Source organism: Rhizobium sp. 05N49 (genome assembly GCF_056396805.1).
Genome location: NZ_JBFTME010000004.1, coordinates 241123 through 254340, shown reverse-complemented (window position 1 = coordinate 254340; position 13218 = coordinate 241123). Strand labels below are relative to the sequence as shown.

Below are 13218 nucleotides of genomic sequence, written 5' to 3'. Positions count from 1 at the left end.
TTAGCATAATTTGCCGTCGACGGTCGCCCGGCTGACGCGTAAGTTCATCGAACCACCTTCAGAGAACACCCCAGACATCCGAGCGGAACTCTAACATGACGGCCCACGATTTCGTCGCAACTGCCTTTTACAACGTTCTTGGAACCTTGCCTCCGGCTTTGACGATCGCGAGCGGTGACACGGTCGTCATCCGCACGCTCGATGCCTGGGGCTACGACGAGAACGAGGTTCAGCGGGCGCACGGTCCAAACCCCATGAACGGGCCAATTTTCGTCGAAGGCGCCGAGCCCGGAGATAGCCTCAAGGTCGAAATTCTGGACATGAAACCGACAAGGGACATGGGCTTCACGCGCAGTGTTCTGGCGGCAAATGTCATCGATCCCGAGGCGGTTCGTGATCTTCCGAGATCCGAAAAGACACTCTGGCATATCGATCGACGCGCGATGACCGTCCAACTGAAGGAACCGGTTGCCGGCATCGAAAAGCTGGTTCTGCCGCTCTCGCCGATGATCGGCTGCTTTGGCGTGGCACCAAGCCACGGCCAGGCGATCTCGACGGCTACCAGCGGCGCCTATGGCGGGAACATGGATTATCGCCTGCTCGGTCCGGGCGCGACGATCTGGTTCCCGATCTCGGTATCAGGCGCATTGTTCTTCCTCGGCGACTGCCACGCCGTTCAGGGTGATGGCGAAATCGTCGGTACCGGCGTCGAGACGACGTTTGAGGTGACACTCCGTCTCACCGTCGAAAAACAAAAGCCGATATCCTGGCCGAGAGCCGAAATTGCCGATGATATCATCGCCATCGGCAACGCCAGGCCGCTGGATCAGGCTTTGCAGCATGCGACGACCGAAATGCTGAATCTGCTCGTGGCGGATTACGGCCTGTCGAAGGTTGCTGCCAGCCATCTGCTCGGCCAGGTGGTTCGCTACGATATAGGCAACGTCTTCGACCCCGCCTACACAGTCGCCTGCCGGATAGCGAAGAAATGGCTCCCGGCACGCTGATCCATCATCCATCCGATCATAGATCCCGCGAAGCCACACTTCCAAGCTGTCGGGAAGGAGCCACACAAGCCCATGCGGGAAAGTGATTTCGTCAGCGGCTTCGCCCGCGGCCTCAAGGTGATCGAAGCCTTTGGCGAAATGCATCGCCGGCTTTCAATCACGGATGCAGCGAAGCTAACCGGCCTCGATCGCGCCACGGTGCGTCGCTCGCTACTGACGCTTGCCGATCTCGGTTATGCCGATTACGACGGCAAGTTCTTCACGCTGACGCCGAAAATCCTGCGGCTCGGGCATGCCTATCTGGAGGCGACGCCGCTGCCGGTGCTCATCCAGCCGCATCTCGATGCGCTCTCCGAAAAAGCCGGCCAAAGCGCGTCCGCATCGGTACTCGACGCCACCGATATCGTCTATATCGCCCGTGCCTCGCAGCGCCGCGTCATGTCGATCAATCTGACGCCCGGCAGCCGTCTTCCCGCCTATTGCGCCTCGATGGGCCGTGTCTTGCTTGCAGCCCTCCCGGAAGCCGAGGCACGGGCAGTTCTTTCCCGAAGCGAGCTGAAGGCGAACACGCCGAACACGAAGACCGATCCTGTGGAACTGATGGCCGAGTTCCGCAAGGTTCGCGCACAGGGCTATGCTCTCATCGACCAGGAGCTTGAGATCGGCCTCTGCTCCATCGCCGTACCGGTCGAGAACGATCGCGGTCAGACCGTGGCCGCCATCAACATCGGCGCACCGGCCGCCCATGTGCCGGCGTCCGAGATGGTCGCGCGCTACCTGCCGCTGCTAAGGGAAACCCAGGCGACGCTGCGCACCGTGCTGCGCTAGCGCATATCGCAAACGTTTTAGAAATGCTGGTAGCAGCCAGCCGGCTGAAATCAACGAAGTCCAGCAAAACCGTGTCCGTCAATCCAGGCGGCGCGAAATGCGAAAAACGCTGGCTGGCGGGATATTCAGGCGTACCCGGCCGAGCCTCTCCGCCTGCAGCCCGAACTCATCGAGCACGTCTGACGGGACCGAGCAGGCACGGCCGTAGGTGAACTGGTAAAAGGCGCCACCACGGTCCAGCAGTCCGAAACTGCCGCCGACAATGGCGCGGATGATCTCCGGGGGCATATTGCGAAAGGGCAGTCCGCTGACGATTGCAGCCTGCAGTCCAAGTTCTGCCTTGCAGGCCGCAAGCTCGCGCGCATCGCGCTGGAGTACGGTCACCTCAGGAAAACGCTGCTGCAACGGAGCGATGAAACGGGTTTCGAGTTCCACCAGTGTCAGGTCTCGTGCCGGCAGGCCGCGTTTCAGAAGCGCCTCGGTGAAGACCCCGGTCCCCGGGCCAAGCTCCAGCACCCTGCCCGCCGAAGGCTCGATCTCACTGGTCATCAACCGCGCCAGCCGCCCTCCCGAGGGCACGATCGCGCCGATTTTCCTGGGCTCGGCGAGAAGGGCACTAAAGAAGGCGGCCAACGGCGGCTGTTGCATGCAGGTCTCCAGCATCGATTGATCGATGCCGATATTCTCCTTTCAAATGATGCGAGCATGACGTTTATCCGCATCACCGAAAATTTTAGGCGCTCTGCGCTGTCGGCTCGAAGCTCATGTTGAAGGCGGCTCCGCCGCCGGTCGCATCCGATACCCATACCCGCCCGTGATGTATTTTGACGATCTCGCGCACGAGGTGGAGGCCGAGGCCGATGCCCTGGCTACGACCGTTCGCACGCTGGAAGGGTTCGAAGATCCGCTCCCGGTCCTCGGGCGCGATACCTGGGCCTTCATCACTGACGGAAATCTGTGCCGGGCGCTCCAYGGCGATGGTGATGGTCCCGCTCCTGCCGCCATGCTGGATGGCGTTCTGAACCAGGTTGGCGATCGCCCGCTCCAGCGCAGTCTCATCACCGAGGATACGTTCCGGCATCGAGCGCAACTCGAAATTTGCCTGATAGCCGGCGGCGATGATCAGCGGCGCAAGTTCTGCGGCCTGCCGGCGGGCGACCGTCGCAAGGTCGATGGAACAATCCGGCACCGGCTCCTGATTGAGCCGCTGCAGGTCGAGCAGCTGCTGGGCCAGTGTCGAAAGGCGGGCGACATCTTCCAGCAGCCTGTTCGTCGCCTCCGTTGGCGGCATGGTTTCCAGGCGGTTCTGCAGGATGGCGATCGGCGTACGCAGCTCATGGGCGGCGGCCAGCATGAAGCGTCGCTGCTTGTTATGGTCATCGTCGAGCCGTTGCAGCGTCTCGTTCATGGCGATCACCAGCGGCGCAACCTCTTCCGGCACGTTTTCCAGTGGCAAACGGTAGCCGCGTGTCGTCCCGTCGATGCCCTGTGCCGCCTGCGCCACCTCGCTCAATCCGCGGTGGATGCCTCGCGCCACGAATGGTGTGACCGCCAGTGTTATCAGGCCGGTCAGCAAAATCACCGGCAGCACTATACCGGAAGCGATCGCCATGAAGACGACCAGCAGTTTGCCGGCCGAAAGGCTGCCCTGTCGGCCGACGATGACGAGCAGATCGCCGTGATCCGTCTTTATTTTTTGCAGGCGTGCGGCAATCGTCGCTGGATTGTCCTCGTCCCCATTGAAACGGGCTTCTGCGATATCGCTACCCGACGCGGCGATGGCGAGATATTGCGCCGGCACATTGCCTTCGCTGACCATGCGGCCCTGCTGATCGCGCACCAGAAACCAGAAGTCGGCCGCCTTTTCGCGCTGGTAACCCAGATCGTCGGTGTTGGTGATACGCATCGAACCATCAGCGTTCCAGGCAATCGATTCCGAAACGGCATCGATTGCATGTTCATCGGGTGCGAAAATGCCGCTCATGCCCGAAATCCAGAAGACGAAGGCAAAGGCAATCGCGATCAGTACCAATGTCGCGGCCTGCAGCGCCACCAGCCGGCGGATCAGCCTCCATTTCAGCGAATAGAACTTCATCTTCTTCATGGCCGGGCCTGCCGGATCAGGTAACCGACGCCACGGATCGTATGGATCTCGACGCCGGCGCCCGCAGCATCGAGCTTGCGGCGCACCCGCGAGACATGCGCATCGAGCGCGTTGGACTGAATCTCGTCATCCATGCCATAGACCGCTTCCTCGAGGCTTGAGCGCTCCACTGTGCGGCCGGCCCGGCGCATCAGCGCTTCCAGCACCAGCAATTCGCGGCGAGGCAGTTCGAGCGCCGTCTCGCCGACGCGCGCCTCGCGGTTGCGCAGGTCGAAATGCAGCCGGCCGAGGCACAGGCTCTCGATCTCGATATTGCCCGGGCGGCGCAGAATAGCGCGCAAACGCGCCATCAGCTCCTCGACGGCAAAGGGCTTGGCGAGATAGTCGTCGGCACCGAGATCGAGACCTTCTATCCGATCCTTCAGATCGCCGCGCGCCGTCAGCATGATGACGGGAACGGCCGGCTGGATGCGGCGCGCGTCGGCGATCAGCTCCAGCCCGTCGCCGTCAGGCAGGCTGCGGTCAAGCAGCAGGGCATCATAGCTGTTCAGCCGTACGGCCTCTTCAGCCGCTTCGATCGTGGAAACGTGGTCCGTGATGATATTGTTGTTGCGGAGCGCCGCCACCAGCACGGCAGCCATTTCCGGTTCATCTTCCGCCAGCAAGACGCGCATTTAACCGTCCAACTTCAAAAGCCGCTCTCTGCACAGGCAAGATTGCGTCAGCATGACGCGAAAGGCCAGAGCGGTGTGGCGTCAATCCCCGAAAGGCAGGCGGATTGCCTCGGTTCGCGCTTCAAGCGCGCGGATGACGGCCGCCATGTCCTCACGCCCGAAACCCAGGCTTTCGGTTTCCGCGTAGAGGGCATGGCAAGCATCGAGCAGCGGCGAAGCAATGCCCGCATGCCGAGCCGCTTCGGCGACCAGACGATTGTTTTTCAGCGCGTCGGAGATCGCCGCCTGCACTGAGAAGTCCCGCTCCACCAGCTTGCCGCTCTTGATCCGCGATATGCCGCTCGCCATCTGGCCGGCATCGACGACAGCTTTGAAAAGCCCCATGTCCAATCCCTGTCGGGCGGCAAAGTGCGCCGCTTCGGCGAGCCCTGTGACCGTCGTGATCAGAAAAATATTGACGGCAAGCTTCATCAGGAGCGCATTCGGCACGGCGCCGCAGACAACCGTTTCCCTGCACATGGGCTTCAAAAGCGGACGAACCTCTTCGACGACGTCCGCATCTCCCGCAAGCATGACCACAAGCTGGCCTTCCTCCGCCGGCCGGCGCGAGCCTGAAACAGGCGCCTCGACATAATGGCCGCCGGCGGCACGAATATCCGCCTCGAGCGCTTTCGAATATTCGGGCGCGGTGGTCCCCATATGGATGACGACATGTCCGGCTACCCGTTCGACAAAACCTGGTGTGCCGCGCCCGAGAACCGTGTCGATCACCGCTGCCGTTGCAAGCATCAGGATGACGGTCCGGGCTGTCGTAAACACTTCGTCGACATCCGCGGCCACTTCGGCGCCCGCTGTCCGTAGCGTGTCAGCGCTTTCCGGCGAACGATTCCAGACGATGAGATCGGTACCTGCCCGCGCGAGATTGAGCGCCATCGGCGTACCCATCACGCCGAGACCGATGAAGCCTGTTTTCATTTTGCCGTCTCCTCGGATAGCCAGGAGCGAAGTCTACGAACAAAGGCGGCAGTTGTCTTGAAGGTTAGTGCGCAGGTGCAGGCTGCCCCGAAATTTCCAGCGCTGCCTCACGGATCGTCTGCATGAGGATCGACAGCGGCAGCGAGGGGACGGAATCGCTACGCACCGTCAATCCAACGGGACCCTTCGTCTCGCTCGTGTCGACCGGCAGGGCGACAAGCACGCCGTCGGCAATATCCCGCGCAACCACGCCGTTGGAGATGATCCAGATCGCGTCGCTATCGCGCACGAAAGCGCGGCCGAAGGCATCGGAAACAGTCTCGATCTGGCTCGGCAGGCTGGCGACGCCATTGGCGATCAGGAAATTTTCGACCACCGGCCTGATGATGGAGCCGCGGGTCGGCATGAGAAGCGTATAGCGGCCGAGTTCGGCGAAGAACGATTTGCCGGCGCCAAGCAGCGGATGGCCGGTGCGCACGGCAAAGACCACTTGCTCGGAATAGAGATGCTCGAACGAGAAGCCGGCCATCCTTTCTGCTCCCGCGAGACGGCCGACGACGAGATCGAGATCGCCGACACGCAGCTGCTCAAGGAGCACAGTATTGTCACCGGTGACGATCTTCACCCGGCTCCAGGTATTTTCCTTCAGAAACAGATCCATTGCCCGCGGCATGATGCGCGTCGAGACTGTCGGCAGCGCGCCGATGCGGATTGGCGGAGCATCGCCGAACTGCTCCTGCGAGACGGAATCGAGCCCTTGCCGCAGCGCTGTCAGCGCAGCGCCGGCATGGCGCAGGAAGACCTCGCCATAACGCGTGATCCGGATCCCGCGCCCGTCACGCTCGAAAACACTGACGCCAAGTGCCAGCTCGAGCTCGCGGATCGTCTTCGTCACCGCCGGCTGGCTGACATGCAGGAGTTCAGCCGCCTTCATGACGCTTTTCTGCCGCGCCACCTCGACAAAGGTCTGCAGATGGCGAAACTTGATACGATTATCGATCATAATTTTCATAACTCATAGGTTATCGAAAAGCCGAAAAATATCATTTTACTTAACCGGATCAACTCATCAAATTGGGTGGGGAGGAGATTTAAAGTGCAGTTCGCCAGTATCAACGACGTAACGATCCACTACCAGCTCATCGGTGCGCCGGCTGACAGGCCGGTCATCGTGTTTGCCAATTCGCTCGGCACGGACTTCCGGATCTGGCGCGATGTGATCGTGCGTCTTGCCGGCGACTTTGCCATCATTCTCTATGACATGCGCGGCCACGGTCTTTCCGATGTCGGCCAGGTGCCCTATTCCATGGAGGACCATGCGACGGATCTTGCCGGGCTGCTCGATCTGCTGTCGGTGAAGGATGCCGTTATCTGCGGCCTTTCAGTCGGCGGCCTGATTGCCCAGTCGCTCTATCAGCGTCGTCCGGATCTGGTGAAAGCGCTCATCCTTTGCGACACCGCCCACAAGATCGGCACGGCCGAAAGCTGGAACAACCGCATCGCCGCGGTCGAGAAAAGCGGCATCGCGAGCATCGTCGACATGGTCATGGAGCGCTGGTTCACACCGGCTTTCCGCCGACCGGAAAACATCGCCTATGCCGGCTATTGCAACATGCTGATCCGCCAGCCGGTGGAAGGTTATAACGCAACCTGCGCGGCGATCCGCGACGCCGATTTCACCGAGGCGGCAGCCAAGATCAAGGTGCCGACCATCTGTGTCGTCGGCGATCAGGATGGCTCGACGCCGCCGGATCTGGTGCTGTCCACCGCCAGGCTGATCCCCGACGCACGCTACGAAGTCATCAAGGACTGCGCCCATATTCCGCCGGTCGAGCAGCCGGAAGCGCTGACAGCGATCATTCGTGCCTTCCTGTCATCGATTGGAGAAAAAAGCCCATGAGTGACACCGTGTCCGAACGCTATCAACAGGGAATGGYGACTCGTCGCTCCGTTCTCGGCGATGCCCATGTCGACCGCGCCCAGGCTGCCTCGACCGACTTCGACAGGCCGTTCCAGGAACTGATCGCCGAAGCGGCTTGGGGTCACGTCTGGTCGCGGCCTGAACTGACGAAGCGTGAGCGCTCGATGATCACGATCGCGCTGCTTGCCGCACTCGGCCAGGACGACGAAGTGGCGATGCATGTGCGCGCTACCGTCAATACCGGCGCCTCCCGGGAGGATATTCGCGAGGCGCTCTTGCATGTGGCAATCTATGCCGGCGTGCCGGCCGCCAATCACGCGATCAAGATCGCCAAACAGGTTTTCGAGCAGATGGACGCCGGCAAGGTGGCCTGAGGGAGAGAGAATGTCGGACCTACCGAACCGCAAGCCAGAAACCGGAGCCTTCTTCGCTCGTGACCGCGCCTGGCATTCACCGGCCTATACGCCGGGCTACAAGACATCCGTTCTGCGCTCACCGCAGCGCGCGCTGCTGTCCCTCGATGGGACGATCTCGGAAATCACCGGCCCGGTTTTCGGTCATTCGATGATCGGCGAGATGGACAATGACCTGATCCACAATTTCGCGCGGCCCGGCGAAAGCGCCATCGGTGAACGTATCATCGTCCATGGCCGGGTGCTTGATGAACGCGGCCGGCCGCAAGCCGGCGTTCTCGTGGAATTCTGGCAGGCCAATGCCGGCGGTCGCTACCGCCACAAGAAGGAAACCTATCTCGCCGCCATCGACCCGAATTTCGGGGGCTGCGGCCGCTTTTTCACCGACGAGGAAGGCCGCTATTTCTTCCGCACCGTTCGGCCCGGTGCCTATCCCTGGCCGAACGGTGTCAACGACTGGCGCCCGGCCCATATCCATTTCTCGATCTTCGGCCACGGCTTCTCGCAGCGTCTGATCACCCAGATGTATTTCGAGGGTGACCCGATGATCTGGAAATGTCCGATCGTCGGCACCATCCCCGACAAGGCGGCGATCGAGCAGCTCATTGCCCCGCTCGACTGGGGTAGCACGATCCCGATGGACAGCCGCGCCTACAAGTTCGATATCGTGCTGCGCGGCCGCCGCTCGACGATGTTCGAAAACAAGCTGGAGGGGAACTGACATGCAGGAACTCGGCTATCTCAAGGAAACCCCGTCCCAGACCGCCGGCCCCTATGTGCATATCGGTCTGACGCCGAATTTCTGCGACATCACCGGCGTCTATGATACCGACCTCGGCACGCAGATGGTCAATGACAAGACGCTCGGTGAGCGCATCACCGTCAGCGGCCGTATCTTCGATGGCGCCGGCGCCCTCGTTCGCGATGCCGTCATCGAGATCTGGCAGGCAGACAGTGCCGGCCTCTATAACAGTCCCTCGGAAATGCGCGGCACGGCCGACCCGAATTTCACCGGCTGGGGCCGCTGCCCTACCCGCGCAGAAGACGGCGTCTACAGTTTTGAGACCATCAAGCCCGGCAAGGTTCCCTTCAAGGACGGCCGCAAGATGGCGCCGCACATCACCTTCTGGATCGTCGCTCGCGGCATCAATATTGGCCTGCATACACGCATGTATTTTCCAGAGGAGCAGAAAGCCAATGCCGGCGATCCGATCCTCGCCCGTATCGAACACCGGGAGCGCGTAGCTACGCTGATCGCCACCCGCGACGATGCCAAGCTCAGCTTCGATATCTATCTGCAGGGACCGAAGGAGACGGTATTCCTGGATATCTGAGCCGGCTTGCGAGCAAGGCTCAGTACAAGTAGCGTCCCCCCTCACCCTTTCCTCTCCAGGGGAGACGACACCGGCTGGCAGAAGAGGATTGCAATGAAACGGGACGTTCCATGACCACCTCCCCCTTCGACCATCCCTTCCTGTCCGGCCTGCTCGGCGACGCTGAAATTGCAACCTATTTCTCAGCCGACGCTGATGTCAGGGCAATGCTGTCCTTCGAGGCGGCCCTTGCGCGTGCTGAAGCGGTGCATGGCATCATCCCGGCCGAGGCGGCCCGAAGGATCCGCGAGGCCTGTGCCGCTTTAACGCCTGATATTGCCAGCCTGAAGACGGCGACAGCGAAGGACGGCGTCGTCATTCCCGATCTCGTCCGGCAACTCAGGAAAGCAGTCCGTGGCGAGGCCGCCGAGCATGTGCATTTCGGCGCCACCAGCCATGATGTCATCGATACCAGCCTGATGCTGCGGCTGAAATCCGTGACCTTCCTCTTTGGTGGGCGTCTGCATGCCATCGTCAGTGGAATGGACGCACTCGAACGACAATTCGGCACCAATCGCCTGATGGGCCATACGCGCATGCAGGCCGCCATCCCCATTACCGCCGCCGACCGTATCGCCGCCTGGCGGATCCCGCTGGAGAGCTATCGCGACCGGCTGACGGAGCAGCTCTTCCCGGTCCAGTTCGGCGGTGCGGCCGGTACGCTCGAAAAACTTGGCGACGAAGCCGCCGCCGTGCGCAGTTCGCTGGCGCAGGAACTGGGGCTATCAGACGAACCGCAATGGCAGAGCCAGCGTGCCCGCATCGCCGATCTCGCCAATCTCTATTCGCTGATTTCAGGCAGCCTCGGGAAATTCGGTCAGGACATCGCATTGCTTGCCGAAGCTGGCGGCGAAATCGAGCTTGCGGGCGGCGGCGCCTCCTCGGCAATGGCGCACAAACAGAATCCGGTCGCCGCCGAAACGCTGGTGGCACTTGCCCGCTTTAATGCGACGCAGCTTTCGGCCATCCACCATTCGCTCGTTCATGAGCAGGAACGCTCGGGGGCGGCCTGGACACTTGAATGGCTAGTCCTCCCACAGATGGTCATGGCGACTGCCGCGTCACTGCGGCTTGCAACGGACCTCGTTGGTAACATCAAACGTCTAGGGACAAGCTGATCGCCTTTGCGTCAAGGCTGCAAAACCGGCTATGCAGGGGTGTTGATTTCAGGAGTGATCCCGTGACCTTTCCGCTCTTCGATCTTTCCGGCCGTCGTGCGCTGGTGACAGGCTCCAGCCAGGGCATCGGCTATGCACTGGCGCTCGGCCTTGCCGAGCATGGCGCCTCCGTCATCATCAATGGCCGAAACGCCCAGAAGGCGGAGGCGGCTGCCGAGACGATCCGCGAAAGGAAACGCCACGCCGTCAGCGCCGCTTTCGATGTGACGGATGCCGAGGCCAGCAGAACCGCCATTGCCTATATCGAGGCGGAGATCGGTCCGATCGATATCCTGATCAACAATGCCGGCATGCAGTTTCGGACGCCGCTGGAGGAATTTCCGGTCGAAAAGTGGGACGAACTGTTCCGAACCAATGTTTCCAGCATCTTCTATGTCAGCCAGCCAGTAGCACAGGCGATGATCAGCCGCGGCCGCGGCAAAATCATCAACATAGCCTCGGTGCAGGCGGAACTCGCCCGCCCGAATATCGCACCCTATACCGCAACCAAGGGCGCTGTTCGCAACCTGACCCGCGGCATGGCGACGGACTGGGCAAAGCATGGCCTGCAGGTCAACGCCATCGCGCCAGGCTATTTCAAGACGCCGCTCAACCAGGCGCTTGTCGACGATCCGAAATTTTCCGCCTGGCTCGAGACGCGTACGCCAGCTGGCCGGTGGGGCAACGTGGAAGAGTTGGTAGGTGCGGCCGTCTTCCTGGCGTCGGACGCGTCGTCCTTCGTCAACGGCCATATGCTGATGGTGGATGGTGGGATTACGGCATCGCTCTGAGGTTAGTCGCCTCCTCCATCGCCACCACCACCATCGCCTCCATCATCGAGATCAAAACTCACCTCTATGCCGCCTTCGGCTTGGCCACGAACGAAACGCCCTCGAAAGCGAAGGCGAGCCCACCAGGGAGGGTTCCAGGACAAGAATACGGCAAATGCGACGATCAGGACGGAAACGGCCGAGAGGCCTATAAGGATCTCCGTGACTGGAGACATGTTTACTCCAAAGATTGCCTGAAGAAATTATCTCAGCAATCTCGCCGGGAAACAAGAGCATTTCAATTTAGAGGACGCCTCAATCGGCGACCATATTACCACGCCGCATCAGCCCCATCAGAATCAACGGCAGCAATGTCGTGATGCAGATGGCGATGAAAGCCATCGCCATGCCGAGGCCGATGGAGCCCTGCTCGAACTGGCGCCAGATGAAGGTCGCGATCGTCTGCATGCCAACCGGTGCCACGACGACGGAAGCAACCAGCTCACGCGAGGCAAGCGCAAACACAAGCAGCATCGAGGAAGCAAGGCTCGGAAAGACGAGCGGCAGCAGAATGCGGCGGAAGGCTGTGACGCCGCTGGCACCGCAGACGCGGGCTGCTGCCTCCAGATTGTCGCCGATCTGCTGGAAGGCGGCCGTGGTGTAGCGAACCGGCTGTGGCAGCAGGATGCAGCAATAGGCAAGAAGCAGAATGAAAGCGGTATTATAGGGGGTAAACGGCAGGCCCGGCATATTCCAAGCGAGGATGAGACCGACAGCAACGACGATACCCGGCAGGGCATTCGGCAGGATGGTCATCACGTCGATCGCCAAGCGACCTGAAATCTTCGTCTTCACCACGGTATAGGCGGCCGTCACACCGATCAGGCCCGTTATCAGCGCCGTACCGATGCCGAGCGAGAAGCTGTTGATCAGTGCCGTGACGGCGCCGGCGCTATTGCCGAAGACCGCCATGAAATTGTCGAGGCTGACATTGTCGAAAGCGAGACCGCCTGAGATGGTCCGTGCCAACGCTGTCGCGAGGATGGCCAGCAACGGCACGCCGGTTGCAAGGAAGGCGACGACCGTGAACGCGATCATCACGGGCGCTTTCAGCGCGCCAAGTGGGCGCTTGTCCTTCGCCGTCGGCTTGCCGCCGACCGTCTGATAAGAGCGGCGCGCGAGGATCCAGCGCTGCAGGAGGAAGGTGATCAGCGACATGGCGACCAGCACGAGCGACAGGATGGCCGCGCCCGGCAGATCGATCGGCCAGTCGGTGACGCGAAGGTCGATGCCAGTTACCAGCACCTGAAACCCGGCGCGTCGGCCGAGCGCTGCCGGCGTGCCGTATTCCTCGATCGCGGCGGCGAAGACCAGCATCAGGCTCGCGGTCAGGCCGGGGGCCGAGAGTGGCAGCGTGATGCGCCAGAAGGCGCGTGCCGGAGAGGCGCCGAAGACACGACCGACATCGGCGTAACGTGCGCCGACGGCTTCGACCGTGCGCGACACGGCAAAATAGACGACCGGGAAAGTGTTGAAGGCCATGACCAGCGTCATGCCGAAAATCGAAAACAGGAAGGGCGCCAGATTGAAGCCGGCAAGCTGCTGCAGATAACCGCGCGGCTGCAGGGTCATGATCCAGCCGAGTGTCGCAATATAAGGCGGGATCATGAAGGGCACGAGCAAGAGCACGTCCCAGAGAGGCGCGAATGGAATCCTGTAAAGAGCGCGGAAAACACCGAGCGGTACGGCAACCAATGCAGAGGCGAGCACCACGCAAACGCCGAGCAGGATGGTATTGCCGCCCATGCGGATCAGCGAACTATCGGCGAGGGTCGCATAGAGAGAGGAGAACGGGCTCGCAAACGAGCCCTGTCCAAGTTCAGGGAAGATGCCTTGCAGCACCACCGCAATGAAGGGAACGGCGACGACGAGAACCAGACCCGCTGTTGCAAGCCAGGCGGACGGAGCCGTGCCGCCGATGCCGTTTCCCCTCATT

General features: G+C 61.4%; 15 protein-coding genes. 8 read left to right on the top strand and 7 right to left on the bottom strand.

All coding sequences use genetic code 11. The features are described 5' to 3' along the window. Positions 1-95 precede the first annotated feature (95 nt). Both AC1DF8_RS10770 and AC1DF8_RS10765 read left to right on the top strand, forming a co-directional pair. A complete protein-coding gene (locus AC1DF8_RS10770; RefSeq protein WP_478153434.1) occupies positions 96-1007 on the top strand; it encodes an acetamidase/formamidase family protein in 912 nt (303 codons plus the stop codon). Positions 1008-1079: 72 nt separating this feature from the next. After that, positions 1080-1835: an IclR family transcriptional regulator gene (locus AC1DF8_RS10765; RefSeq protein WP_478153432.1), complete on the top strand. Its 756-nt coding sequence runs from the start codon at positions 1080-1082 to the stop codon at positions 1833-1835. A 78-nt stretch (positions 1836-1913) separates the two neighbouring features. Here AC1DF8_RS10765 and AC1DF8_RS10760 read toward each other — a convergent pair whose 3' ends face one another. The 5 genes from AC1DF8_RS10760 to pcaQ all read right to left on the bottom strand — a co-directional run bounded on the left by AC1DF8_RS10760 (position 1914) and on the right by pcaQ (position 6591). Beyond that, positions 1914-2483, bottom strand: a complete 570-nt coding sequence (locus AC1DF8_RS10760) for a class I SAM-dependent methyltransferase (RefSeq protein WP_478153430.1) — start codon at positions 2481-2483, stop codon at positions 1914-1916. Between the two features lie 85 nt (positions 2484-2568). Beyond that, positions 2569-3939 (bottom strand): sensor histidine kinase, encoded by a 1371-nt coding sequence (locus tag AC1DF8_RS10755; RefSeq protein WP_478153428.1) that lies wholly within the window; start codon positions 3937-3939, stop codon positions 2569-2571. Continuing rightward, the gene (locus AC1DF8_RS10750; RefSeq protein ID WP_112546168.1) at positions 3936-4613 is read right to left on the bottom strand and encodes a response regulator transcription factor; all 678 of its coding nucleotides are present in this window, start codon (positions 4611-4613) and stop codon (positions 3936-3938) included. The genes AC1DF8_RS10755 and AC1DF8_RS10750 overlap by 4 nt, the downstream gene beginning before the upstream one ends. An 81-nt stretch (positions 4614-4694) precedes the next feature. Further along, a complete protein-coding gene (locus tag AC1DF8_RS10745; protein ID WP_478153426.1) occupies positions 4695-5588 on the bottom strand; it encodes an NAD(P)-dependent oxidoreductase in 894 nt (297 codons plus the stop codon). Positions 5589-5652: 64 nt separating this feature from the next. Next, complete coding sequence (pcaQ, locus tag AC1DF8_RS10740) at positions 5653-6591, bottom strand: pca operon transcription factor PcaQ (RefSeq protein WP_478153424.1); 939 nt, start codon at positions 6589-6591, stop codon at positions 5653-5655. Positions 6592-6684: 93 nt separating this feature from the next. Between pcaQ and pcaD the strand changes: the two genes are divergently transcribed. From pcaD to AC1DF8_RS10710, 6 genes are all read left to right on the top strand, one after another. Beyond that, complete coding sequence (gene pcaD / locus AC1DF8_RS10735; protein ID WP_478153422.1) at positions 6685-7488, top strand: 3-oxoadipate enol-lactonase; 804 nt, start codon at positions 6685-6687, stop codon at positions 7486-7488. Further along, positions 7485-7883: a 4-carboxymuconolactone decarboxylase gene (gene pcaC / locus AC1DF8_RS10730; RefSeq protein ID WP_478153420.1), complete on the top strand. Its 399-nt coding sequence runs from the start codon at positions 7485-7487 to the stop codon at positions 7881-7883. The genes pcaD and pcaC overlap by 4 nt, the downstream gene beginning before the upstream one ends. A 10-nt stretch (positions 7884-7893) precedes the next feature. Next, entirely contained in the window at positions 7894-8643 is a 750-nt protein-coding gene (gene pcaH / locus AC1DF8_RS10725; RefSeq protein ID WP_478153418.1) for a protocatechuate 3,4-dioxygenase subunit beta, read from the top strand. 1 nt (position 8644) lies between these two features. After that, positions 8645-9256 (top strand): protocatechuate 3,4-dioxygenase subunit alpha, encoded by a 612-nt coding sequence (gene pcaG, locus AC1DF8_RS10720; RefSeq protein ID WP_478153416.1) that lies wholly within the window; start codon positions 8645-8647, stop codon positions 9254-9256. Positions 9257-9366: 110 nt separating this feature from the next. Then, positions 9367-10413 (top strand): 3-carboxy-cis,cis-muconate cycloisomerase, encoded by a 1047-nt coding sequence (locus AC1DF8_RS10715; protein WP_478153414.1) that lies wholly within the window; start codon positions 9367-9369, stop codon positions 10411-10413. Between the two features lie 62 nt (positions 10414-10475). Continuing rightward, positions 10476-11243: an SDR family oxidoreductase gene (locus AC1DF8_RS10710; protein ID WP_112969004.1), complete on the top strand. Its 768-nt coding sequence runs from the start codon at positions 10476-10478 to the stop codon at positions 11241-11243. A gap of 2 nt (positions 11244-11245) precedes the next feature. Here AC1DF8_RS10710 and AC1DF8_RS10705 read toward each other — a convergent pair whose 3' ends face one another. Together AC1DF8_RS10705 and AC1DF8_RS10700 are read right to left on the bottom strand one after the other, a co-directional pair. Next, entirely contained in the window at positions 11246-11458 is a 213-nt protein-coding gene (locus tag AC1DF8_RS10705; protein WP_478153412.1) for a hypothetical protein, read from the bottom strand. A gap of 79 nt (positions 11459-11537) precedes the next feature. Further along, on the bottom strand, positions 11538-13217 hold the full coding sequence (locus tag AC1DF8_RS10700) for an ABC transporter permease (protein ID WP_478153410.1): 1680 nt from the start codon (positions 13215-13217) through the stop codon (positions 11538-11540). Between the last annotated feature and the right edge of the window lies 1 nt (position 13218).